This is a genomic window from uncultured Sutterella sp., from assembly GCF_937923675.1.
GTDB lineage: Bacteria > Pseudomonadota > Gammaproteobacteria > Burkholderiales > Burkholderiaceae_F > Sutterella.
Window position 1 is genome coordinate 1 of sequence record NZ_CALDXB010000083.1, and the last position, 24,290, is coordinate 24,290.

At 59.1% G+C, this 24,290-nt stretch carries 21 protein-coding genes and 1 tRNA gene; 6 read left to right on the forward strand and 16 right to left on the reverse strand.

Annotation, left to right across the window (positions count from 1 at the left end):
- The first annotated feature begins 95 nt into the window (after nt 1-95).
- A complete protein-coding gene (locus Q0106_RS09230; protein WP_297611945.1) occupies nt 96-680 on the forward strand; it encodes a YrbL family protein in 585 nt (194 codons plus the stop codon).
- Between the two features lie 100 nt (nt 681-780).
- Here Q0106_RS09230 and secF read toward each other — a convergent pair whose 3' ends face one another.
- The 5 genes from secF to queA form a co-directional block, all read right to left on the reverse strand.
- The gene (gene secF, locus Q0106_RS09235; protein ID WP_139688571.1) at nt 781-1,713 is read right to left on the reverse strand and encodes a protein translocase subunit SecF; all 933 of its coding nucleotides are present in this window, start codon (nt 1,711-1,713) and stop codon (nt 781-783) included.
- A 20-nt stretch (nt 1,714-1,733) separates the two neighbouring features.
- Nucleotides 1,734-3,629 carry a protein translocase subunit SecD gene (secD, locus tag Q0106_RS09240; RefSeq protein ID WP_152158915.1) on the reverse strand — a complete coding sequence of 632 codons (1,896 nt, stop codon included), beginning with the start codon at nt 3,627-3,629 and terminating at the stop codon, nt 1,734-1,736.
- Nucleotides 3,630-3,844: 215 nt separating this feature from the next.
- A complete protein-coding gene (yajC, locus tag Q0106_RS09245) occupies nt 3,845-4,189 on the reverse strand; it encodes a preprotein translocase subunit YajC (RefSeq protein ID WP_139688569.1) in 345 nt (114 codons plus the stop codon).
- A gap of 170 nt (nt 4,190-4,359) precedes the next feature.
- Nucleotides 4,360-5,493, reverse strand: a complete 1,134-nt coding sequence (tgt, locus tag Q0106_RS09250; RefSeq protein WP_297611950.1) for a tRNA guanosine(34) transglycosylase Tgt — start codon at nt 5,491-5,493, stop codon at nt 4,360-4,362.
- A gap of 34 nt (nt 5,494-5,527) precedes the next feature.
- Entirely contained in the window at nt 5,528-6,586 is a 1,059-nt protein-coding gene (gene queA, locus Q0106_RS09255; protein ID WP_297611953.1) for a tRNA preQ1(34) S-adenosylmethionine ribosyltransferase-isomerase QueA, read from the reverse strand.
- 100 nt (nt 6,587-6,686) lie between these two features.
- Here queA and yjgA point away from each other — a divergent pair, with 100 nt between their 5' ends.
- Entirely contained in the window at nt 6,687-7,259 is a 573-nt protein-coding gene (gene yjgA / locus Q0106_RS09260) for a ribosome biogenesis factor YjgA (protein WP_297611957.1), read from the forward strand.
- Between the two features lie 20 nt (nt 7,260-7,279).
- Nucleotides 7,280-8,728, forward strand: coding sequence for a molybdopterin adenylyltransferase (gene mog / locus Q0106_RS09265; RefSeq protein ID WP_297611960.1), 1,449 nt, complete (start codon nt 7,280-7,282; stop codon nt 8,726-8,728).
- A 78-nt stretch (nt 8,729-8,806) separates the two neighbouring features.
- Here mog and rfbC read toward each other — a convergent pair whose 3' ends face one another.
- The 6 genes from rfbC to Q0106_RS09295 form a co-directional block, all read right to left on the reverse strand.
- Nucleotides 8,807-9,355 (reverse strand): dTDP-4-dehydrorhamnose 3,5-epimerase, encoded by a 549-nt coding sequence (rfbC, locus tag Q0106_RS09270; RefSeq protein ID WP_297611962.1) that lies wholly within the window; start codon nt 9,353-9,355, stop codon nt 8,807-8,809.
- A gap of 57 nt (nt 9,356-9,412) precedes the next feature.
- Nucleotides 9,413-9,496, reverse strand: a tRNA-Leu gene (locus tag Q0106_RS09275).
- Between the two features lie 23 nt (nt 9,497-9,519).
- A complete protein-coding gene (gene folK / locus Q0106_RS09280; protein WP_297611964.1) occupies nt 9,520-10,017 on the reverse strand; it encodes a 2-amino-4-hydroxy-6-hydroxymethyldihydropteridine diphosphokinase in 498 nt (165 codons plus the stop codon).
- On the reverse strand, nt 10,017-11,441 hold the full coding sequence (gene pcnB, locus Q0106_RS09285) for a polynucleotide adenylyltransferase PcnB (protein WP_297611967.1): 1,425 nt from the start codon (nt 11,439-11,441) through the stop codon (nt 10,017-10,019). Before pcnB ends, folK begins: the two co-directional genes overlap by 1 nt.
- A 7-nt stretch (nt 11,442-11,448) precedes the next feature.
- Entirely contained in the window at nt 11,449-12,147 is a 699-nt protein-coding gene (locus tag Q0106_RS09290; RefSeq protein ID WP_297611970.1) for an HAD-IB family hydrolase, read from the reverse strand.
- Between the two features lie 14 nt (nt 12,148-12,161).
- The gene (locus Q0106_RS09295; RefSeq protein WP_297611973.1) at nt 12,162-12,752 is read right to left on the reverse strand and encodes a DnaA regulatory inactivator Hda; all 591 of its coding nucleotides are present in this window, start codon (nt 12,750-12,752) and stop codon (nt 12,162-12,164) included.
- Nucleotides 12,753-13,164: 412 nt separating this feature from the next.
- On the opposite strand from Q0106_RS09295, the gene purM reads away from it, so the two are divergent.
- On the forward strand, nt 13,165-14,193 hold the full coding sequence (gene purM, locus Q0106_RS09300; RefSeq protein WP_297611976.1) for a phosphoribosylformylglycinamidine cyclo-ligase: 1,029 nt from the start codon (nt 13,165-13,167) through the stop codon (nt 14,191-14,193).
- A 53-nt stretch (nt 14,194-14,246) separates the two neighbouring features.
- On the opposite strand, the gene miaA is transcribed toward purM, so the two are convergent.
- Together miaA and mutL are read right to left on the reverse strand one after the other, a co-directional pair.
- Nucleotides 14,247-15,179: a tRNA (adenosine(37)-N6)-dimethylallyltransferase MiaA gene (gene miaA, locus Q0106_RS09305; protein WP_297611979.1), complete on the reverse strand. Its 933-nt coding sequence runs from the start codon at nt 15,177-15,179 to the stop codon at nt 14,247-14,249.
- Nucleotides 15,179-17,179 (reverse strand): DNA mismatch repair endonuclease MutL, encoded by a 2,001-nt coding sequence (gene mutL / locus Q0106_RS09310; protein WP_297611982.1) that lies wholly within the window; start codon nt 17,177-17,179, stop codon nt 15,179-15,181. The genes miaA and mutL overlap by 1 nt, the downstream gene beginning before the upstream one ends.
- Before the next feature lie 191 nt (nt 17,180-17,370).
- Here mutL and Q0106_RS09315 point away from each other — a divergent pair, with 191 nt between their 5' ends.
- On the forward strand, nt 17,371-18,036 hold the full coding sequence (locus tag Q0106_RS09315; protein ID WP_152158060.1) for a VTT domain-containing protein: 666 nt from the start codon (nt 17,371-17,373) through the stop codon (nt 18,034-18,036).
- A gap of 101 nt (nt 18,037-18,137) precedes the next feature.
- Nucleotides 18,138-20,486 carry a polyphosphate kinase 1 gene (gene ppk1, locus Q0106_RS09320; protein ID WP_297611986.1) on the forward strand — a complete coding sequence of 783 codons (2,349 nt, stop codon included), beginning with the start codon at nt 18,138-18,140 and terminating at the stop codon, nt 20,484-20,486.
- Nucleotides 20,487-20,606: 120 nt separating this feature from the next.
- Here the strand turns inward: ppk1 and pepT are convergent, their stop codons facing one another.
- From pepT to gap, 3 genes are all read right to left on the reverse strand, one after another.
- Nucleotides 20,607-21,857, reverse strand: a complete 1,251-nt coding sequence (gene pepT, locus Q0106_RS09325; RefSeq protein ID WP_297611989.1) for a peptidase T — start codon at nt 21,855-21,857, stop codon at nt 20,607-20,609.
- A 110-nt stretch (nt 21,858-21,967) separates the two neighbouring features.
- Nucleotides 21,968-23,170, reverse strand: coding sequence for a phosphoglycerate kinase (locus Q0106_RS09330; protein WP_297611992.1), 1,203 nt, complete (start codon nt 23,168-23,170; stop codon nt 21,968-21,970).
- 103 nt (nt 23,171-23,273) lie between these two features.
- Nucleotides 23,274-24,281 (reverse strand): type I glyceraldehyde-3-phosphate dehydrogenase, encoded by a 1,008-nt coding sequence (gene gap, locus Q0106_RS09335; RefSeq protein WP_297611995.1) that lies wholly within the window; start codon nt 24,279-24,281, stop codon nt 23,274-23,276.
- Between the last annotated feature and the right edge of the window lie 9 nt (nt 24,282-24,290).

A 24,290-nucleotide genomic window follows, 5' to 3' on the forward strand; every position in this document is an offset into this window, starting at 1 on the left:
GAAAAATTCACGATTCAGCTACTTTTTGTGAACTGGCCCCGTGCGATCGCCCTGAGTGCAACAATAGGAAGATTCTTCTTATTGAGTAGTCAGCTATGGATCTCCCCGTTTCCTATGCCGATCTTCAGCCCTATCTTCTTTCGCGAGGAGAAGAGCGATCCTGCTATATCAATCCAAGGAACAGTAGCACCATCATCAAGCTCAGCGCCGAGGATCACGCACGGCAGTCTCTGCGTGAGATCGAGTATTTCACGCAGCTCAAAAAGCAGAAAGTTCCCGCCACCCATATTCCGCGCTATTACGGGCGCGTAAATATACCCGGGTATGTTGGCTTTGAACAACAGCTTGTGCGTGATTTTGACGGCACTCCATCAAAATCACTTCAGCATTATCTGACGGATCATAAGAACCTGATTTTCCATCAACTTTCCGATTTACTTGAAGATCTCCATTGTTATCTCTATCGCTACGGAATTGCGCTCTCTGATCTGAGCCCAAACAATATTTTGATTCGAAGAGAAAAAAATGGACTAAATCGGGCAGTCATGATTGACGGCTTCGGGACGACGGACTTCATCCCTGTCTGCCACTACTTTCCGCACCTCGCCCGGCTGAAAATTCTGCGTCACTGGGAGCGCTTTCTTCCCAAAATCGGACTCAGTCACCCTTCTGTTGAGTGACTTTCTGGCCCCCACCGCTCCACGCATATGAGAAAAGCTCCGCAGATTTTGGTCTGACGGAGCTTTTCTTCAAAGCGGAAAGGAAACTAAAGGATTCCGGTTACGGAACCATTTCTTCAATCTCTTCCTTCTTTCTCGGCTTCACGAGGTCTTCACGCTTGACGCCAAGGTAGAGGGCGATCGCTGCGGCAACGAATACCGACGAGTAAACGCCGAGCAGAATGCCGATCGTCAGCGCAAGCGAGAAGTAGTGGAGCGCCGGGCCGCCGAAGAAGAACATCGAGAGCGTCATGCAGAGCGTCGACGTATGCGTGATCACCGTACGGGAGATCGTCGCCGTAATGGCGGAGTTGATCACCTCCATGGTGTCGGCGCGGCGCATCGTACGGAAGTGTTCGCGCACGCGGTCGAAAATAATCACGGACTCGTTGACGGAGTAGCCGAGAACAGCAAGCACTGCCGCGAGCACCGGAAGCGTGAATTCCCAGTGCATCACGGAGAAGATGCCGACCACGATCACCACGTCGTGGAGGTTGGCGATGATGGCCGCCACCGAGAACTTCCATTCGAATCGGAAGGCCAGGTAGACCATGATGCCGAAGACCACGAGCGCAAGCGCCGTGCCGCCGTCGCGGGCGAGCTCATCGCCCACCTGAGGACCGACGAACTCCGTACTCTTGAGCTGCACGCCGGGCGTCTTCGCCGAAAGCACCTTCATGACTTCAGCGGCGACCTGGCCGGACGTCTGTCCTTCCTTAGTCGGGACGCGGATCACGACGTCGCGCGCCGTACCGAAGGTCTGAACGAGCACCTCATTGGAGACCTGGGCGAGATCCGTACGGATCTGCTCCGTATTGGCCGCCTCAGGATAATTCACCTCGAGCTGCGTGCCGCCCGTGAACTCAATTGAGAAGGCCAGCCCGTGGGCAAAGAGCCAGTACACGGCAACCAGGAAGCTCACAAGGGAAATTCCGTTCAGGATATGGCGATAGCGCATGAACGGAATCGTGCGATGAATGCGGAAAAATTCCATTTTTCTTTCCTCTCCCTCGATTACTTCGCATTCGCCTTATCGGGATCCGGACGCCAGATCTGACCGATATGAACGGCCGTCAGCTTCTTCTTGCGGCCGTAGATCAGGTTGATCAGCGCGCGCGAAACAATGACGGAGGTGAAGATGGAGGTGCCGATGCCGAGGCAGTGCACCACGGCGAAGCCGCGGACCGGACCGGAACCGAAAATAAGAAGTGCAAGACCGGCAATCAGCGACGTGATGTTCGAGTCGAGAATCGTATTGAACGCACGGTCGTAGCCTTCGCTGATGGCTGTCTGCGGGAGTCGGCCGATGCGCAGTTCCTCACGCACGCGCTCGTTAATGAGCACGTTCGAGTCGACTGCCATGCCGAGCGTGAGCGCAATAGCCGCGATGCCGGGAAGCGTCAGCGTTGCCTGGAGAAGCGAAAGGATCGCGATCAGCATCATGACGTTGCAGATGAGCGAGATCGCACTCACGATGCCGAAGACCTGGTAGTAGACCGCCATGAAGACCGCGATCACCACAAAGCCGTAGAGGGTCGAGCGGAAGCCCGCCTCAATGTTGGCTTCGCCGAGGCTCGGGCCGATCAGGCGTTCCTCAACGATTTCCATCGGGGCAGCGAGCGAACCCGCACGGAGCACGAGCGCCGTATCGGTAGCTTCAATCGTGGTCATCTGGCCCGAAATCTGCACGCGCCCGCCGCCGATTTCCTGACGGATCACAGGAGCCGTCACCACTTCGCCCTTGCCCTTTTCAAAGATCAGGATCGCCATGCGGCGGCCGACGTTTTCGCGGGTGACTTCCTGGAAGATGCGTGCACCGCGGTTGTCGAGCTCAAGGTTGACGGTCGGTTCCTGCGTCTGGCTGTCAAACCCAGGCTGAGCGTCGTTGAGGTTTTCGCCGGTAAGGATCACGCGGCGCTTGACGAGAATCGGACGACCGTCGCGATCTGTGAAGCGTTCGTCGCCGAAGGGGACATTGCCCTGAGCGAGCTGAGCGAGGGCTTCAGGAGAATCGTCAACCAGACGGACTTCGAGCGTTGCCGTACGACCGAGAATGTCCTTGGCCTTGGCCGTATCCTGAACGCCCGGGAGCTGGACGACGATGCGGTCCGCACCCTGCTGGGCGATCACGGGTTCCGCAACGCCGAGTTCATTGATTCGGTTGTGAAGGGTCGAAATATTCTGCTTCAGAGCGTAGTTCTGAACGTTCTGAACAGCGCGCTGCGAGAGTGCGGCGTGAATGATGAAGGGCGCCTTCGTGGCTTCCGGAAGGGTGAGAACGAGATCAGGCTGAGTATTTCTCAGGAGGTCGTTCGCGCGTTCGCGTTCCTCTGCGGTGCCGAAGCTGATTTCAACATCGTTGCCGACGCGGTTGATGCCCGTATGGCGGATGCGCTTGTCGCGAAGCTGCGTGCGCAGGTCGGCGGCAATCGCCTCGGCGCGCTTCGTGATGGCCGCGCGCATGTCGACCTGCAGGAGGAAGTGCACGCCGCCGCGAAGATCAAGGCCCAGGTACATCGGAAGCGCGTTGATCGAAAGCAGCCACTGCGGCGTATTGGGGACCAGGTTGAGCGCCACGATGTGGGTCGGATCCTTCGGATCGCTGTTGAGCGCGTGATCGATCGCTTCGCGGGCCTTCAGCTGCTCTTCCGTCTGGGTCGGGTCGAAGCGCACGCGGATGGTGTTCTGCTGCGCGCCCTGTTCAAAGAAGACGCCGTTGGGCTTCAGGTTGGCGGCATTCAACGCACTTTCCACCTGTGCGAGCGTCTGCTCGGTCACCTTGACCGTAGCCTTGCCGGACGTTACCTGCACGGCAGGCGATTCGCCGTAGAAATTCGGCAGCGTATAAACGAGCCCGATGACGAGCACGATGCCGATCAGTATGTATTTCCAAAGAGGATAGCGATTCATTCGCTCTTCTCCGTTCTTACCAAAAAACTCCGGACTTCAGGAGCCGCACCGTCATCCCTATTGATTGAGAGAAAGGCTTCGAAAGACGGACATCATGTCTTTCGAAGCCCTTCGCCCGGATTGAGAGAATCGTGCGCGTTCGCTTGTGGCGCTTCCGGAAGAAGAGGCCCGGCAGCGTGTGCGCCGAGCCTCCGGATTCCGGATGAATCGCTCAATCAGAACTTGATGGATCCCTTGGGGAGAACCATCTGCACCGCAGCGCGCTGCATGCGGATGACGACGGGCTTGCCGTCGACGGCAGCGACCTGCAGGCTGATCGACTGATCGTCGACGCCTTCGATGCGGCCGGAGATGCCGCCCATGGTCATGACCTCATCGCCCTTCGTGAGGCCTTCGCACATCTTGGCGTGCTCCTTCTGGCGCTTCTGCTGCGGGCGAATAAGGAAGAACCAGAAAACGGCGAAGATGACGATAAGCGGGACGACCTGGACGAGGAAACCTTCCATACCGCCGGCAGCAGCGGCTTCACCCGCCGCCATGGCATCGCTTACAAAAAGCATGTGCACTCCAAAAGAGAAAGCAAAAATCCTGAACGGTCTTTTGCGGAAAATTCAGTCCCCACAATGGGGGAAGTCTGCAGATTATAAAGAGCATGGGCCGGAGCATTGCTTAACGCCGGCCCCAAATAAGAGCCTGATTCTCTCAGTTTTGATTCCTGAAGGACGCTCCGTTATTCAATGCCTCGGGCGCGATCCTCATGGAAGGTTTTCTTCCACTCTTCAAAGCGTCCTTCCTCGAGCGCGGCGCGCATCTCAGCGGCGAGCGTGAGGTAGTAGTGAAGATTGTGAATCGTGTTGAGCCGGGCGCCGAGCATCTCGCCCACCTTGTGGAGGTGATGGAGGTACGAACGGCTGAAGTTGCGGCACGTGTAGCAGGTGCAGGTCGGGTCGAGCGGCCTCAGATCGTTGCGGTAGCGGCTGTTCTTGAGCTTGATGTCGCCGAAGCGCGTGAAGAGCCACCCGTTGCGGGCGTTTCTCGTCGGCATCACGCAGTCGAACATGTCGATGCCGCTCGAGACCCCGTCCACCAGATCCTCAGGCGTCCCGACGCCCATCAGATAGCGGGGATGATCCTCAGGGAGCTTCCACGCGATTTCGTCAAGAACGCGAAGCATCTCTTCCTTGGGTTCGCCGACTGAGAGTCCGCCAAGCGCATAGCCATGAAAGCCGATCTTCTTAAGACCCTCGAGCGACTCCTCGCGCAGGTGCGAGAACATCCCGCCCTGCACGATGCCGAAGAGCGCATTGGGGTTTTCAAGGCGGTCGAACTCGTCCTTTGAGCGCTTCGCCCACCGGAGGCTCATGCGCATCGAGGCTCCCGCCTCCGCTTCCGTCGCCGGACGGTCTCCGATCTTGTAGGGCGTGCATTCGTCAAGCTGCATCACGATGTCGGAATTGAGCGTGTGCTGAATCTGCATCGAGATCTCGGGCGAAAGGAAGAGCTTGTCGCCGTTGATGGGGCTCGAGAACTTCACGCCTTCTTCGGTGATCTTGCGCAGCTCCCCGAGGCTGAAGACCTGGAAGCCGCCTGAGTCCGTGAGAATGGGCTGATCCCACTGCATGAAGCCGTGAAGCCCCCCGTGCGTGCGGATCACTTCGAGGCCGGGACGAAGCCACAGGTGAAAGGTATTGCCGAGAATCGTCTGAGAGCCCACTTCCTTCAATTCATAAGGAGCCATGGACTTGACCGCGCCGTATGTGCCTACAGGCATGAACATGGGCGTTTCGACTGTGCCGTGATTGAGCGTCAGCGTACCCCGGCGGGCCTTCCCGCAGGTCGCCTTGACTTTGAAGCTGAATGCCATGAGTGAAAAAATCCTCTTGAATAGTCGCGGACGGTCAGGCGTTCTTCGCCTTTTCAATGAAGCAGGCGTCGCCGTAGCTGAAGAAGCGGTACTTCTCCTTCACGGCATGCGCATAGGCTTCAAGAATGCGTTCGCGGCCCACCAGCGCGGAAACGAGCATGACGAGCGTCGACTTCGGCAGATGGAAGTTCGTGATGAGCGCATCCACAATGCGGAATTTGTAGCCCGGCATGATGAAGAGCGTCGTATCGCGCGCGCCGGCTTCAACATGCCCCGGACGGTCCGCAGCGCTCTCAAGGGTGCGAAGCGACGTCGTGCCGACGGCGATCACGCGGCGGCCTTCGGCCTTTGCCGCATTGATTTTCGCGGCCACATCCTCAGGCATGGAGAACCATTCCGAGTGCATGTGATGTTCAGAAAGGTTTTCAACGCGCACGGGCTGGAAGGTGCCGGCACCCACGTGAAGCGTCACATATTCGATGTCGACGCCCTTATTGCGGATCCTGGTGAGAAGGTCTTCAGTAAAGTGAAGCCCTGCCGTGGGCGCGGCAACCGCACCCGGATGATGCGCATAGACCGTCTGGTAGCGGCTTTCGTCGCTTTTTTCAGGAGCGTGTTCAATATAGGGAGGAAGCGGCACGCGGCCGAATTCCTCGAGAATGCTGAGCACGGGCCCCTCGAAGCGCAGCGAATAGAATTCGCCTTCGCGTCCGAGAACCTCAGCCTCGGCTTCCCTGCCCGCTGCATCTTCCGTCTGAGCGCGGAAGTAGATCTTGGTTCCAGGCTTAGGGCTCTTGCTAGCGCGAAGCATGGAAATGGCTGTATCCGGTCCGGTAACGCGCTCAATCAGCGCTTCAACGGCGCCTCCGGTTTCCTTGCGTCCGAGAAGACGGGCCTTGATGACCCTCGTATCGTTGGCGATGAGAAGGTCGCCCGGGCGCAGGAATTCTTCAATGTCGCGGAAGGTCTTGTCCTCAATCACGTCTTCAGTGATGTGAAGAAGACGCGAGGAAGAACGGTCTGCGAGAGGGTACTGCGCGATAAGCTGCGGCGGGAGCTCGAAGTCGAAATCAGAAAGATGTTGTTCAGTCATGGCTTGACCGGCCAGTAATGAATGGAAAAGGAGCCGCATTCTAACTAAAAATCATGGACTAGAGCCGCTATCATTGGCGTCCATCGAATATGAGGACCCTATGCGCCCTAACGAAATAGAAGACGAAGAAGAAGAATTCCGCGGCCCCTCCAAGTCGCACCTGAAGCGCGTTCAGCTTGATCTGCAGTCTCTCGGCCGCGACATGACCCGCATGGGCGACGAGACGCTCGCCAAAATCGGGCTCCCCGAAGACGTGCTCGTTGAAATTATTGAATTCCGCCGCATGAAGAGCTTCGGCGCGCAGCGCCGGCAGCTTCAGCTGATCGGGAAAAAGATGCGCGACATGGATCCGGATGCCGTACGCGAGGCAATCGCCCGCGCGACGGGCGAATCCCGCGCCGCCGTTGCGCTCCTTCACCGCTGCGAGACGCTTCGCGACCGCATGATTGAATCCGACGACGTGGTGCGCTCCTTCATCGACGAACACAGCGACATCGACATCCGTCGTCTGCGCGAGCTCGTGCGCTTTGCGCGCCGCGAACGCGATCAGGCGAAGCCCCCGAAGAGCGCCCGGGAACTCTATCGGCTCCTTCACGACTATCTCGACGAGCCCCTCGATTTGATGGCGAAGGAAGAAGAGGCTTTTGAAGAAGCCGAAACGCCCAATTCCTGATTTTTTCTCCGAGAAATTCCATGAAGCCACCGCGCAGCGTTGAAAATGAACTCATCCTCGGGCTTGTTTCGATCTCCGACCGGGCGAGCCGCGGCGAATATGAAGACAAAGGCATCCCTACGCTCGAAGCCTGGTGCCGCAAAGCCATCACGACGCCCCTCAAAATCCACAAGCGCCTCATTCCCGATGAACGCTTTGATATTGAGAAGACGCTTCGCGAACTCGTGGACATCATCGGCTGCGACCTGATCCTCACGACCGGCGGCACCGGTCCGGCCCGCCGAGACGTGACGCCTGAGGCGACGCTTGCGGTTGCGACGCGCGAAATGCCGGGCTTCGGCGAACAGATGCGCGCCATTTCCGGACACTTTGTTCCGACCGCGATTCTTTCGCGTCAGGTCGGGGTGCTGCGCGAAACGCCGGATCATGCCGCGCTGATTCTCAATCTCCCCGGACAGCCCAAGGCCATTGCCGAAACGCTCGAAGGCCTGAAGGACAAGGACGGCAACCCTTCCGTCAACGGCATTTTTTCGGCCGTTCCCTACTGCATCGACCTGATCGGGGGCCCCTACATTGAAACGAATGAAGAGGTCGTCAAAGCTTTCCGTCCCAAGAGCGCGAGAAAGCATGCTGAAAAGCCTCAGGAAGCCGCCGTGCCTCCCGCACCGCCTGCGGTCGAGAAGAAGCCGGTCCGGCAGGAAGAGTCTCCGAAGACGACGGTTTCTGAAGCTGCGCCCCGTTCAGAGGAGAAGCAGGCCCCGGAAGTTCCTCCGGCAAAACCCTCCTTCGACGCGAGGGATCTGCTTGTCGTGCGTCCGCGCACGGGCGGCGACCCGGAACTTGCGGTCATATGGCTTCACGGCATGGGCGTCGACAACACGGACTTTGCGCCTTTCCCGGATGAGATTCTGGGATTCGATGGCCCCGTCTGCCGCTTTATTCTCCCCAACGCGCCGATGCGCGAAATGTCCATGCATCCGGGCTATCCGCTTCGCGCCTGGTATGACGTCCCGGGACGCAGCATTGATGAGAATGAGGACGCCCGCGGCATTCGCGAGAGCGCAAAGCGTGTCGCTCAGCTGATCGATGAAATTGAAGCTCAGGGCGTTCCCAGAAGCCGCATTGTTCTCGGCGGCTTCTCGCAGGGTGCGGCGATTTCGCTCTTTGCCGGGCTGAGGATGGAGCGCCCCATCGGCGGCGTTGCCGCGCTTTCTGGGTACCTCCCCCTTGCCGGGCGTCTCTTTTCGGAAGCGACCCCCGGCGGACGCCGTACCCCGATCTTCATGGCGCACGGCGAATTCGACTCGGTCGTGCCTCCCGTCATAGCAGCCCGCAGCGCGGAAGTGATTTCTCAGGTCGACCCGGCAATGATTGCCCGCACCTACCCGATGGACCATGAGCTCTGTCAGGAGGAAATGCACGATCTCGCGGCGTTCCTCAGAAACATTGCCGAACGCGCGGCAAGCTGATCAGAACGCTTCCCGTCTTTTGACGCTTTAAAGTCCCGCCTGGAGCCGGCAGCAAAAGCTTCTGGCGGGATTTTTATTTCAGCCGTGGAGATAAGGTGCCGCGGCATCCTTTTGAGAGAGGATGGGCGTCATGCCCTGAGGCAATTTCCAGTCGATGCCGAGGGTCGGATCATCCCACCGGATGCTTCCTTCCGATCCCGGCTCATAGAAGGCATCCGCCTTGTACTGGACGATCGTATGGTCCGCAAGCGTCAGAAAGCCGTGCCCGAACCCGCGCGGAATGAAAAGCATGCGCGCGTCCTCTGCAAACAAATCAACGGTAAAGACGCGCAGATAATCGGGACTTCTCTTTCTCAGGTCCACCGCCGCATCCTGAATCGCGCCGCTCGTGCAACGGATGAGCTTTGCCTGGGCAAATTCGCCCGTCTGAAAATGAATGCCGCGAAGCGTTCCACGGCGAAGACTAAGGCTCTGGTTGTCCTGAACGAATCTGACCGGAATGCCGAGTCCGGCAAACACCCGTTCATTCCAGGATTCAAAAAATTCGCCTCGCTCGTCCTGATAGACGGGAGGTTCTATCAGGAGCAGCCCGCCCGAACCTAATGGTGTGATTTTCCAAGACTTCACAATTGAACGGCCGTAAAAAATCCCGCATTGCAAACGCAATGCAGGATTCTAAAAATCTGGTCCCCAGAGAGAGACTCGAACTCTCACGGTTTTACCCGGCGGATTTTGAATCCGCTGCGTCTACCATTCCGCCATCCGGGGAGCCGGCAGAGTATGCCACATCTTTAGTCGGAAAGCTTCGTTATCTGCTGTTCCGGATCGATCTTTTTAACCCGATCGATGAGTTTTTGAATGCCCGTGCCGTCGGGCGCTGTCCAGCCGGGCTCCAGCTCTTCCAAAGGCACCAGCACAAAAAGCCGCTCATTCATGCGGGGGTGCGGCAGCAGAAGCTCCGGCGTCCCGCTCCTCACGTTTTCAACCGCAAGAATGTCGATGTCAAGCGTCCTCGGCGCATTGTGCACGCCCGCCGGGCGCACGCGCCCGTGCGCGAGCTCGATCTTCTGCAGAAGATGAAGAAGACTGAGCGGCGAGCCCTCCCATTCAAGCGCCGCCGCGGCATTCACATATTCCGGACCGGAGGAGTCTACCGGAGACGTCCGGTAGAAGCTGCTGCTGCGAAAATTACTGACTCCGGAGATCGCCTTGATTTCCCTGATTGCCGCTTCAAGCGCAGCTCTCGGCTCCCCAAGGTTTGCGCCGAGACTCAGCCAGACCCGGGCCATTACGACTCTCCTTCCCTCGCCGGGCGGCGGCGCGGACGACGGCGGGAACGGCGACGCCGTTCTCCGGAAGGCTGTAAAGCATCGGAACCCTCAGTTCCCCTACCCCTGCGGGCCTGATCAGCCGTCTGTCGCGCCTCGGCCTGCGCCTCGCGAATCATGGCAATGCGCGTATCGTCGTCGGCATTGGCAAATGCATCCCACCACTCGGGAAGAGACTCGGGCACCTCGCCCACCTGACTGCGCAGGAGCAGAAAGTCGTAGCCGGCCCGGTAGCGCGGATGCTGCACCACCGAATAGGGCGTCTTTCCGGTACGGCGCTCGAGCCGTCCCTGCATGAGCCAGAGGTCGTGCATGTCCGCCTGGAAGCGCCTTTGAATCGAAATGGTGTGGCACTCGGTCTCGAGCACCTCGACCGCAGCCTCATGGAGCGCAGCAATGCGCGAGAGTCCTCTTGTTTCCTCGTTGTACTGCCAGCGGCGCTTCACCTGAGGCCAGAGGAGCGTGCCGAAAAGGAAGAAGGGAGAAATCTTTTTGCCGATCGCCAGCCGCTCATCCGTGCGCCTCAGAGCAAGCATCAGGAATTCCTCGCCTTCGGGCGAGGAAAGCAGGTGGTCGAGCACCGGGAGGAGCGCGGCTGAGAGCCCGTCATCGCGCAGCCGCTTCACGCACTCCACGGCATGACCGCAGGTAAGAAGCTTCAGCACCTCATCGACCAGGCGCGCCGTCGGCACGTTTTTGAGGAGCTTCGCCATGCGAGAAATCGGCCGTTCCGTTGCGGGTTCAATCTGGAACCCGAGCTTCGCGGAAATGCGTACGGCTCTCAGCATGCGGACCGGATCCTCGCGGTAGCGTTCCGCGGGCTCCCCGATCATTCTGAGGCGGCGCTTTGCAATATCCTCAAAGCCATGGTGATAGTCGTAGACCTCTTCCGTTGCCGGGTCGTAATACATCGCATTGATGGTGAAGTCGCGGCGGGCCGCATCCTCCCACATTTCGCCGAAGACGTTGTCGGAAATCACGCGGCCGCTGCCGTCCTTTCTCACGCCTGCACCCTCAAGCGCACGGAAGGTCGAGCACTCGATGATTTCCTGCCCGAAGATCACGTGCACGAGGCGGAAGCGCCGTCCGATGATGATGGCGCGGCGCTGACTGCGCTTCACTTCCTCTGGCGTCGCGTCGGTCGCCACGTCAAAGTCCTTCGGCGTCACGCCGAGGAGCAGATCGCGCACTGCGCCGCCCACAATGTACGCGCGGTATCCACGGCGCTGCAGCGCTTCACAGCAGCGCTTCGCCTGCCAGGAAACGAGCTCCGGATCAATGCCGTGCTCAGATTTCGGGATGATGCGCGGCTCGCGCACCAGCGTTTCCCGGGATTCTTCCGCGCCTAAAAAAGACTTCACGCGGCTTACGATTGCGTCAAACATTGAGGTTTTATTCCTTCTTCTTGTCAAAGAGCTCCACCTGCTCCCAGCCATGCCTGCGCGCAACTTCTAAAAGCATGGGATCAGCGTTGGCGGCAACAGCTCTTCCGGCAGGTTCAAAGCCCGCCGCAAATTTTAAAAGCGGAAGATCGTTTATGGAGTCGGACCAGGCTTCCAAAGCAGTGGTCTTCCCATAAAGGGACTCGAGTTTTTCGATCCATTCCCTGACGAGGAGAAGTTTTCCCTCGCCATAGGAGTCCGAACCCACGATCTCACCGGTAAAAGAACCGTCAGGGCGCTCCTCAGGCGTCGCCGCCGCGAGCCACCGGATGCCGAAAAGCTCCGCAATCGGCTCCGTCACAAAACGGTGGGTTCCGGTCGCCAGAAGGAGCTCGTAACCGGCACGACGGCGCTCCATGAGGAGTGCAAGAGCTTCCGGGTGAATCGCCGGACGAATAATCCGGTCAATAAATTCCGCTCGCCATGCATCAAGGTCGCTTCGCTTCTCTGCCGCGAGGAGCGAAAACTGAAAATGGATGAAGTCGAGCGGCACAAAATTGCCCTGACGATAGCTTTCGCTGTAGCCCTCAATGCGCTTTTCAAGCGTTTCTCGATCGAGTCCGGCCTTCTCCACAAGCCAGTATGACCAGGCATCTCCGGAGTCAATCGGCAGGAGCGTGTGGTCAAGATCAAATACGGCAAGCTTCATGGGGGTGGGATTATTCAGAGTTCAGGATCTTTTTCTTCAACGCCGGACACCTTCACGGCCTCCCGGATGATCTGGAGCGTAACCCGGCGCTTCGAATGAAGTGCAAGCTGATTGGCCACATCCATGATGCGCGTGAGGGACCGCATGTCGCGCGGCAGATGCCGGGACATCCACTGCGTCATATCGGGCGTGAGGAGAATGCCGCGCAGGGCGGCCTGCCGGGAAAGCTCCCTGAATCGGTCCTCTTCGTTAAGCGGAGCAACAAAGTAGCAGGGGCCGCCGAGAAGCCGGTTCTTCACCCCCTCGGGCAAAGGGAGTTCCTTGGGCGGGAAGCGCCCGGCGCAGACGAGTCTCGCATCCGGATCCGCATAGACCGCATTCTGCAGCTGCAGAAGCTCCCGGGAATAGCCTTCATCGAGCGTTTCAATGTCGTCGACCGCATACTTCTTCACGTCCGGCTGATAAAGCGGCACGCGGAAATCCGACTCCGTGGAGCCCGGCAGGAAAGCTTCGAGAAGATGCGTGAGTCCGGCCCCGCGGGGACCGTAGATATAGAGAAATTTCGGTCCTCTCCCGGCGGCCATGCTGCAGAGCACTGCGAGCACTTCTGTATTCTCGCCGGGTATGAAATTTGCGAAAGTCGGCCGATCCCTTCCCTGAAGTTCAGGAAGGTCAAGAAGATATTGATCCGGCGGCAGGCTTGAAGATTCCACAGGGAGGAAGAGAAAAACGAAAGGAAACGAATGGAAGCGGGAGGCGGAATAAGCTCCTGAAGGACACCTTCAAAGCCACAATTCCGGCGTCTCGAGAGTGTACTTCTTTTGACCGTTCCCCACGGCCTTCCTCGATGCATCAGATAAGCGTCCAAACTGCCTCTTTTCCCTGCCTTCACGAGGCGCCTGACTTATACTTTCGCAACTCTTTTTTCCCTGATGATCTTCTCTTCGGAAAAACTCCGCAGGAACGGAATTTTTAGCCGCAGAGTAAGGTCGCCATTCTCTCTTGACGAGTGATTCCATGAGCCAGCTTTCCTATGCCGCCGCCGGCGTTTCCATTGACAACGGCGATGAACTTGTCGAACGCATCAAGCCTGCTGCCAAGCGCACCCTGATTCCCGGCGTGCTCGGCTCCATCGGCGGCTTCGGCGCTCTCTTTGAGGTGAGCCGCGACTACCGCAACCCTGTGCTCGTTACCGGCACGGACGGCGTGGGCACCAAGCTGATGCTCGCCTTCCAGCTCGGCCGTCACGACACGGTCGGTCAGGACCTCGTGGCGATGAGCGTGAACGACATCCTCGTTCAGGGCGCCAAGAGCCTCTTCTTCCTCGACTACTATGCCTGCGGCAAGCTCGATGTGGATATCGCCGAGCGCGTCGTGAAGGGTGTTGCCAAGGGCTGCGAACTCGCCGGCTGCGCTTTGATCGGCGGCGAAACCGCTGAAATGCCCGGCATGTACCCGGAAGGCGAATACGACCTTGCCGGCTTTGCCGTCGGCGTTGTCGAAAAGGATGAAATCATTGACGGCACGACGATCCGCCCGGGCGACGTCGTCCTCGGCCTTGCCTCGAGCGGCCCGCACTCGAACGGCTTCTCGCTCCTTCGCAAGGTGGTTGAAGTCGCCAAGGCCGACTGGGATATGCCCTTTGACGGCGCTACGCTTGCCGACCGCGCCATGGCTCCGACCCGCATCTATGTGAAGCAGGTCCTCAACGTCATGAAGCAGGTGAAGATCAAGGGCATGGCTCACATCACGGGCGGCGGCCTCATCGAAAACGTGCCCCGCGTTCTGCCTGAAGGCACTCAGTGCCGCATCGACGGCAAGTCCTGGACGCGTCCGGCCATCTTCGAGTGGCTCGAGGAAAAGGGCAACATTGACCGCCACGAGATGTACCGCGTCTTCAATAACGGCATCGGCATGGTCGTCATTGTTTCGGCCGAGGATGCCGACCGCGCGATGAAGGCCTTTGAAGCTGAAGGCGAAAAGGTCTTCCGCATCGGCACGATCGAAACGCTTCCTGAGGGCGAAGCCCCCTGCATCGTGAAGTAAGCCGAAGTTCAGACCGTCAAAAAGCCTCCCATTCCCGGGAGGCTTTTTTGTTTTCAACCCGCCGCCAACTCTTCCATAACCGTCAGAATCTTCCTGGCTGACGAAGGCTCGAAGGGGTCGATCCGGGTGATGTTCTCCATTGAGCGGAGCCACGTCATCTGGCGCTTCGCGAGCTGACGTGTTGCGGCGATGCCGGCCAGTCTAAATTCATCGTACGTGCGCCTGCCTTCGAGATATTCAATCGCCTGACGGTACCCCACAGCACGCATGGCCGGACTTTCGGGATCGAAATCGGGTCTTGCCATCAGACCCTTCACTTCATCGAGGAATCCAGCTGCGAGCATGGCGTCAAAGCGCTTTTCAATCAGCTCATGAAGGCGCTTGCGATCCTCGGGCACCAGTGCCGCTGTCGCCATGGGAAATGCCGGCCGGGCTTCGCGCCGATGAAAGCTCGAGAGGGGCTTCCCCGTCATGCGGTAGACCTCGAGCGCCCGGCCGATCCGCTGCTTGTCATTGGGCGCGAGCCGCGCCGCAGTCTCCGGATCGCAGGCCTTCAGGATTTCATGCATGGCGGGCCAGCCGAGCTTTTCCGCTTCCTCCGCGACCCCTGCCCGGACCTCCGGAGAAGTCGTCGGCATTTCGTCTATCCCTTCGCGAAGGGCCTTCGCGTAGAGCATGGTTCCGCCCACAATGAGCGGAATCCGGCCTCTCCCCCGGATTTCGTGCACGAGCCGCGTGCAGTCCGTCACAAAATCCGCGGCGCTGTAAGGTTCATTGATCTCACGGATATTGATGAGATGGTGGGGTGCTACGCGGAGCTCTTCCTCTGTCGGCTTGGCGCTCCCGATATCCATGCCCCGGTAGACCAAGGCAGAGTCAATGGAAATGATTTCCACGGGATACTTTTCCGCGAGCTTCAGCGACAGCGCTGATTTCCCGGATGCCGTAGGTCCGAGAAGAAGCAGGGCAATCGGTTTTTCCGTCATCAGCGTCCCCTCATGAAAAGGCGATCAAGCTCCTCCATGGAGAGCGCAGTCCAGGTGGGGCGTCCGTGGTTGCACTGGTCCGCCCGTTCGGTTTTTTCCATATCCCGCAGAAGCTGATTCATTTCAGGTATGGAGAGCTTTCTATTCGCTCGGAAGGCGCTGTGGCAGGCCATCGTCGCGAGAATCCGGTTGCGGAGCACTTCAATCGCTTCCGACTGATCGTACTGATGGAGATCGTCGAGCACCTCCCGAAGAAGCGCCTCGAGCTCCGGCACAGGCGTGTCCGAGAGCATGGCCGGGATGCTTCTCAGCACCACCGCCTGCTGATCCGCCCCGGTAGCATCCAAGCCTAATTTTCCAAGCTCCTCGACATGCTCCTCAAAGGCCGCATACTGGAGAGGCGTCACGCGAACGACGAGCGGAATAAGCAGGGGCTGCACCGCCATGCGGCTTTCATCCATTGCTTTTTTAAGGCGCTCGTAAAGCACTCTTTCCGCGGCTGCATGCATGTCCACGATGACGAGGCCTCTCGCGTTTTCCGCAAGAATGTAGACGCCGCCGATCTGCGCCACGGCGTGCCCAAGCTCGCCCGCGCCGTCCGTCTGCGCGCCGTCGCTGCCGTCGGCTTCCTCAAACATGTTCGCGCTCGCGGGCTGCGCCGCCTGAACCTTTGCCGGCTCAAAGGACGGGAAAGGCGGCACGGCAGGCACATCGCGCTTTGTATTTTCCTCAAGCGGAATCTCTTCAGATTCAGCCGCGTCCTTTTCCGGCGTCAGAGGCGTTTTCGCGCCGAAAAGCGCCATCGCCCGATCCACCGCCTGAGGAGAAGGCCTTTGCACCGACGGATAGGCAAAGGGCATCGACGCAGCTGCAGGCTTCTGCGCCGGCACCTGGGCGGGCGAAGGCTTTTCCCCTGCGTCCCCACCGAAAACAGAGCTTTCGCGCCGCTCCGGAACGGCACCGGACTTTGCTGAAAAAGCGCTGTCCGCAAAGGCCGGCCGCCCTTCGTCAGAAGAGAGCGGCGGCGCAATGACTGCCTTCACAGCCTGCGTAATGAACTGATGCACCCGACCTGATTCCCTGAAGCGCACTTCCGTCTTTGTCGGATGCACATTGGCATCGACCTCGTCGGGAGGGAGTTCGAGGAAAAGGCAGTACATCGGCTGCGCCTGTCCGTGAAGCACGTCCTCGTACGCCGCGCGCACGGCATGCGCCATCACGCGGTCGCGGATGAAGCGGCCGTTTACGAAAAAGTACTGCGCCTCCGTGCGGGTCCTCGAAATGGTGGGGAGTCCGATCAGCCCGGTAAGCCGCCATTTGCCTGACTGCGCATCCACTTCGCGGGAAGCGCCCCGGAAATCCTTCGGCATCAGGTCTGCGATGCGTTCGGCGTGAGAATCCGCACGCTCGAGACGCATGGTCTGTCTGCCGTTCGTGAAGAGCGTGAGCGAAACTGAAGGATTCGCGAGCGCAATGCGCTCGAGCTGCGTCACCACATGAGCATTCTCCGTGCTCTCCGACTTCATGAACTTGCGCCGCGCAGGGGTCTTATAGAAAAGGTCCTTCACCTCAATGCGCGTGCCGGGCTCCATTCCGGGTGCGGGCTCAATCGCTCCCTCGCGGATCTGCCACGCCTGATTCTCCTCCGGAGTTCTCGACTGGATGCGCAGGTCTGCGACGGAATCGATTGACGCGAGCGCTTCGCCGCGAAAGCCGAGCGTCACGACATGCTCGAGCTCCTCGAGCGACTTCACCTTGCTCGTGGCGTGGCGCTTCAATGCGAGGGGAAGCTCTTCCTTCGGAATGCCGCAGCCGTTGTCGGAGACCAGTATGCGCTGCAGTCCTCCGCCCTCAATGCGCACTTCAACACGGTCGGCACCCGCATCGACGGAATTTTCAACGAGTTCCTTGACGACGGAGGCCGGCCGCTCAATCACTTCGCCTGCGGCGATCTGACTGATAAGCTGGGAAGAAAGTTCTTGAATGGAACGGCGGGGCATGGATGTGTTGAACCCAAAAGTACGCTGCTTTTCTTGGCAGCAAATGCAAAGATTTACGACTCTGACATGTCGGGATTAAATCCTGACATGCGCTAAGGAGCTCTAAAGCGTCATCCCGTTATGATAGGGGGCCCGCGGGAGGCCTTCGGGCTTCAGCCTTTTTCCTTCATAGATTTTTTGCGTTTCCGGCCATGGACATCTTCGGACTGATTGTTGAGCTTTTCACCAATGCCGACCATTTTCTCGTGTCGCTTGCGACAAACTACGGCACGCTCATCTATGTCGCGATGTTCATCATCTTCTTTCTCGAAACGGGATGCGTCGTCATGTCGTTTCTGCCGGGCGATTCGCTCCTTTTCGTCGCGGGCACCGTTGCAGCCGCCGGTACGGCAAGCCCCTGGATGATCATGCTTGCCGTCATCCTCGGCGCGATTTTCGGCAATTCCGTGGGCTACGCGACGGGCAAATGGCTCGGGAACAAGATTTACGACGGCAACATTCGCTGGCTCGACGCAAATAAGCTTCAGCACGCGCACGACTTCTACGTCTCGCACGGCGGCAAAACCATTCTCTTCGCCCGCTTCGTGCCCATCATCCGCGCTTTTGCGCCGCTCGTCGCCGGTGCGGCGCGCATGGACGGGCTGCGCTTCGAGCTCTTCAGCGGCGCGGGCGCCGTCCTCTGGGCGGTCTCCATTGTCGGAGCGGGCTACCTCTTCGGCAACATCCCCTTCATTCAGCAGAATCTCTCGAAGATTCTGCTCCTCGGCATCCTCGCCGCCATCTCGGGTCCCATCATTGTGGGCTTTGCCTGGAAGTGGTTCCAGAAGTTCCAGGAATCCAAAGCGGCAAAGTTCTGAGGAACTCCTTTCCTCAGGGATAATCGTCATTAATCCGTCATATTTTTGAGCCTAGAATAAGAGGAAAATCACATCATTTTCTCTTATTCTGCGGAATGCCGATGACGGAAAAACAAAATCAAGAAGCCGCTGCCGCCGACCTGAAGACGGCCGCGGAAACGCCCGTTAACCCCAAGGAAACAGCCGCCCCTGAAGCGCCTGCGCCCGAAGCGGCGTCTGCGGCTCAGACGACCAAAAAAACGTCCGGGACTGCGAAGGCTCCCGCTCAGAAAAAGCGTGCCCCTGCAAAAAGCCGTGCGGCCCGCCGCACGCCTCAGGCCCAGAGCGACGACGTCCCGCCGCCGCTCCCGCCCGTTGAGGGCGTGCCGGATCTGAACGACCCGCTTCTTTACATCAATCGCGAACTCAACTGGATCGAATTCGACCGCAAGGTGCTTGACGAAGCGTGCGATCCGAAGACGCCGCTCCTCGAACAGCTCAAGTTCCTCGCGATCTTCCACAACAACCTTGATGAATTCTTCATGGTTCGCGTGGCAAACATCATCCGCCAGTTCAAGATCGGCGCGCCCTCGACCTCTGCGGACGGACTCGCTCCCGTGAAGCAGCTCGCCGAAATCCGCCGCCGCGTTCTCGGCATGCTCACGCGCGCCCAGAACCACTGGAAGCAGAAGCTCCTTCCGGAACTTGCGAAGAAGGGCATCAACATCGTCCGATACAAGGATCTGACGGTCAAGCAGAAGGACTTCCTCGAGGGGTACTTCCTGAATGAGATCTATCCGATCCTCACGCCTCAGGCGATCGACGCCGGCCACCCGTTCCCCACCATCTCGAATATTTCGATCAACATTCTGATCGAGCTCGAATCTGAGGACGGCAACGTCCGCTATGCGCGCCTCAAGTGCCCGAACAACATGCCGCGCTTCATCTTCGTGCCCCGCACGAAGGAATCCGCCTATGCCGAGCTCGGCTTCAATTCGAACGGACGCGACGACGACATCATTCTGATTGAGGACCTGATCCGCGAGCATCTCGACAAGCTCTTCAGCGGCCACAAGGTGAAGAAGTCCTTCATCTTCCGCATCACCCGCAATACCGACCTCGAGATTGAGGAAGACGAAGCCGACGACCTCCTTGCAGCGGTGAAGGACTTCATCGACCAGAGGCGCTTTGGCGACGTGATCCGCCTGGAAGTGGAGCACGGCTCGGACCCGGCGCTCACCAACTTCCTTACGGAAAAGCTCGATCTTCTCCCCTTCCAGGTCTTCCGCATCAAGGGCCCGCTCGCGATGAGCGAATTCATGCCTCTGATCGGCCTCGATCGCCCGAACCTGAAGGACGCTCCCTATAAGGGGCTCGAACCCGCCTTCATTGCCGAGGGCGATGTTTTCCCGACCATCAAGAGCCACGACGTCTTCCTCTACCACCCGTACGAAAGCTTCAACGGCGTTCTTGAATTCATCCGCGAAGCGGCGAGCGACCCGCAGGTCGTTGCCATCAAGCAGACGCTCTACCGCTGCGGCAGCAACAGCCCCATCGTCGCGGCCCTCATCGATGCGAGAAGACGCGGCAAGCAGGTGACGGCGGTTGTTGAACTTAAGGCCCGCTTTGACGAGGAGCGCAACATCAACTGGGCTGAGGAAATGGAAAAGGCGGGCGTCAACATCGTCTACGGCTTTGCCGGCCTCAAGATCCACGCGAAGCTCTGCCTCGTTGTGCGGCGCGAGTCGGAAGGCATGTGCCGCTACGTCCACATTTCGACCGGCAACTACAACCCGGGAACCGCAAAGATCTACACCGACTATGCGCTCTTCACGGCAAACCGCGACATCTGCTCGGACGTCTCCGACCTCTTCAACGTGATGACGGGGTATTCCGATCAGACGAAATACCGCGAGCTTGTCGTCTCGCCCCACAGCACCCGCAATGCCATCATTGCCCACATTGAGCGCGAGATCGAGTGCCACAAGAAGTCGGGCAAGGGCGAAATCATCCTCAAGTGCAATCAGCTCGTCGACCGCGCCATCATCCGCACGCTTTACGCAGCGAGCCAGGCGGGCGTCCGGATTTCGATCATTGTGCGCGGCATCTGCTGCCTGCGTCCCGGCATCCCGGGGGTGAGCGAAAACATCACCGTGAAGAGCATTGTCGGACGGTTCCTAGAACACGCCCGCGCCTACTACTTCCGTCACGGCGGGAATCCCTTCATGCTGATCGGCTCGGCCGACCTCATGCCCCGCAATCTTGACGGCCGCATTGAGGTGCTGACTCCAGTGCTCGACAAGAACATCCGCGACCGCATCAAGGCGACGCTCGATCTGCAGCTTGCCGACAACGTGCAGAGCTGGGAGCTCCTGAGCGACGGAAGCTACAAGCGCCTCTCGGTGCCGAAGAACGGCAAGGCCGTCGACTCCCAGTCGGTGCTTGCCAAGCACTACGGCTGGGCGGAATAACCCCGTCAAAAGAAGCGGCGCTTTTCCACGCAGGGAAGAGCGCCGTCTGATGTTTTCAGCAGAACGCGCCGGAGAATCTCCCGCGCGTTCTTTTTTCGCCTGAAGCTTTGGATTACTTCATTACTTCGCTTCAGCCGTGAGCGCCACCAGGCGCAGCGTCACGGCAAGGCTCTTCACCCAGGAAGACATCGGCATGAATTCGCAGGAACTGTGGAAGTTGTGCGCGCCGGTGAAGTAGTTGGGGGTCGGGATGCCCTGCGTCGAGATGAAGGAGCCGTCCGTACCGCCGCGCATGGCGAGATTGATGGGCTTCACGCCTTCAATCGCCATCGCTTCGCGCAGGAGATCCACGCAGGCGCTGTTCTCAGGCTTGATCGCGTCGGCGATGTTGCCGTAGACGTCTTCAAAAGAGAGCGCAAACTTGGCGCGCGGATAGCGGACCTTCAGGTATTCGACGGCGGCAGCAATGAGCGCCTTCTTGGCCTTGTAGCCTTCGAGGTTGTGGTCGCGGATCTTGAGCGAGACCGAGCAGCGCGAGGGGCCGCCCGAAATGCCGTTCACCCAGACGAAGCCTTCGGTGCCAGCCGTGCATTCCGGCGTCTGCGTGCGGTCAAGCATGCCCATGAAGTCGTGCGCGGCGAGAATCGGGTTCACGAGGACGCCCTTCGAGGACATCGGATGCGCCGTCACGCCCTGAATCTCGAGCCTGGCGCTGCCGGCATTGAAGGTCTGCCAGACGATTTCGCCCAGTTCGCACGAGTCGATCGTGTAGGCAAAGTCAACCGGGAACTTCGTGAAGTCGATCTTCTTCGAACCCATGAGGCCGATTTCCTCGTCCGGAACAAACGCCACCCAGATGTCGCCGTGCGGGCGCTTTTCTTCCTGGATGACGTGGAGCGCCGTCATGATGTTGGCGATTGCGGACTTGTTGTCGGCACCGAGCACCGAAGTGCCGTCCGAGACGACAAGGTCGTCGCCCTTATAGCGCTCGACCTCAGGATGCTCGGAAACGCGCAGCCAGAGATCCTTGTCCTTATTGAGGCAGATGTCGCCGCCCTGGTAGTTGCGAATCACCTGGGGATGCACTTCAGGCGAGAGCCCCGCATCCACCGTATCGAGGTGAGCGCACCAGCCGACTTTGGGCGCTTTGCTGCCGGCAGGGAGGTTGGAGGGAAGGTGCGCCGTCACGACGGAATATTCCGACACGGCGATGTCAACGAGCCCGAGGCCCTCGAGCTCCTTTGCAAGAAGTTCGGCAAGAGTGCGCTGACCCGGCGTGCTCGGCACAACCTTCGCCTTCGGGTCGCTCTGGCTCGTTACAGCCGCATAACGCAGAAAACGTTCAAGAAGCTCTTTCCTGACATCGATCATTTTGATTGTCTCCTCTTGGTGTGACCCAATGAGAAAACGCGCCCATCCGGCAGCTGCCCTCAAACAAAGGGCAGTCCGAAAGCCGGGCGCGTTTTCCGGTAGGGCTTTATTTACTTGTCCGCGCGCTCTTCGAGCACGGCAACAGCCGGAAGCGTCTTTCCTTCAAGGAATTCAAGGAAAGCGCCGCCGCCCGTGGAAATGTAGGAAATGCGGTCTTCAACGCCGAACTTGTCGATCGCGGAAACCGTATCGCCGCCGCCCGCAATCGAGAAAGCGCCGTGATCGGTCGCTTCAGCAATCGCGTAGGCAAGCGCCTCGGTACCCTTCGCGAAGGGAGCCATCTCAAAGACGCCCACCGGACCATTCCAGACGATCGTGCCCGCCGAGCGGAGTTCCTTCGCGAGGTGCTTCGCCGTTTCGGGGCCGACATCGAGAATCATCTCATCGGCTTCGACTTCATCAACGCCGCAGACGCGGTTGGGCGCATCCGCCGCAAAGGCCTTGGCGGCGACGACGTCGACAGGCATCGGAAGGGCTGCGCCCTTCTTTTCCAGAATAGCGAGAACCTTTTTGCATTCATCAACGAGATCCGGTTCCGCAAGGGACTTTCCGATCGGATGACCCTCGGCAAGAAGGAACGTATTGAGAATGCCGCCGCCAACGATCAGGCGGTCCACCTTTTCCGCGAGGTTCGAGAGAATCGTAAGCTTCGTCGAAACCTTGGAGCCCGCGACAATGGCAGCGAGCGGACGCTTCGGAGCTTCGAGCGCCTTCGTGAGCGCATCAATTTCCTTCGCCATCAGGGGACCGGCGCAGGCAATCGGCGCAAAGCGGGCAACGCCCACCGTGGTCGCTTCCGCACGATGCGCCGTGCCGAAGGCGTCGTTCACATAAACGTCGCAAAGCGCCGCGTACTTCTTCGAGAGCGCTTCGTCGCACTTCTTTTCACCCACGTTGCAGCGGCAGTTTTCGAGAATCACCAGATCCCCCGGCTTCACATCGACGCCGTCAACCCAGTTCTGAACGAGCGGCACCTCGCGACCGAGAAGCTCGCCGATGCGGTCGGCAACCACCTGCAGCGAATCGGCCGGCAGAAGCTGACCTTCCTTCGGGCGGCCGAGATGGCTCGTCACCATCACGGCAGCGCCGGCGGCAAGCGCCATGCGGATCGCGGGGAGGCTCGCCTCAATGCGGGCGTCGTTCGTAATCGCGCCTTCGTCGTTGCGGGGCACGTTGAGGTCGCTGCGGATCAAAACGCGCTTACCGGCAAGAAGTCCCTTATCTGCCAGATTTTCAAGAGTATTCACATGCATTCTGATGCTCCAGAAAGGAAAATACAATGTAGAAAAAGCCGCATCATCCGTATTCAATACGAATGAAATGCGGCTTTCATGTTTCAGAAAAAGAACTGCACGCTTACTTCGCAGCCATCATGGCGCAGGCGGTATCAAGCATGCGGTTGGAGAAGCCCCACTCGTTGTCGTACCAGGCCATCACCTTGACGAGACGTCCCGAGACCTTCGTGAGGGTCGAGTCGTAGATCGAGCTGTGCGGATTGTGGTTGAAGTCGCAGGAGACGAGCGGCAGATCGTTGTAGCCGAGGATGCCCTTCAGTTCGCCTTCGCTCGCTTCGCGCAGGATCGAATTGATTTCATCGATCGAGGTGTCGCGCTTCGCGAGGAACGTGAGATCAACGAAGCTCACGTTGATCGTCGGCACGCGGACGGCGAAGCCGTCGAGGAGGCCGTTCAGTTCCGGAAGCACAAGGCCCACGGCCTTCGCGGCACCCGTCTTCGTCGGGATCATGGAATGGGTCGCAGCGCGGGCGCGGCGCAGATCCTTGTGGTAGACGTCGGTGAGCACCTGGTCATTCGTGTAGGAATGAATGGTCGTCATGAGGCCGCGCTCGAGACCGATCTTTTCCTGCAGGGGCTTCACGAGGGGAGCAAGGCAGTTGGTCGTGCAGGAGGCGTTCGAAACAACGATGTCGGTCGCCTTGAGGGTCTTCTCATTGACGCCGTAGACGATCGTCGCATCGGCTGTCTTGCCGGGAGCGGAAAGAAGAACCTTCTTCGCGCCCTGCTCGATATGGGGCATCGAGAGCTCCTTCGAATTGAAGGCGCCCGTGCATTCCATCACGAGATCGATGCCGAGATCCTGCCAGGGGAGCTCGCGCGGATTGCGCGTGCCGAAGACATGGATGCGATCGCCGTCAACGATCATGTCCTTGCCGTCGACCTCAACCTTGGAGCCGAAGGGGCCATGCACGGTGTCGTAGCGAAGGAGGTGCGCATTCACCGTCACGTCACCCGGGGAGTTGACGGCCACGATTTCAATGTCGTGCTTCTTGCCGTACTCGTAGTGGGCGCGAAGAACATTGCGGCCGATTCGGCCGAAGCCATTGATAGCGACGCGAATTGTCATGTTTTCTGT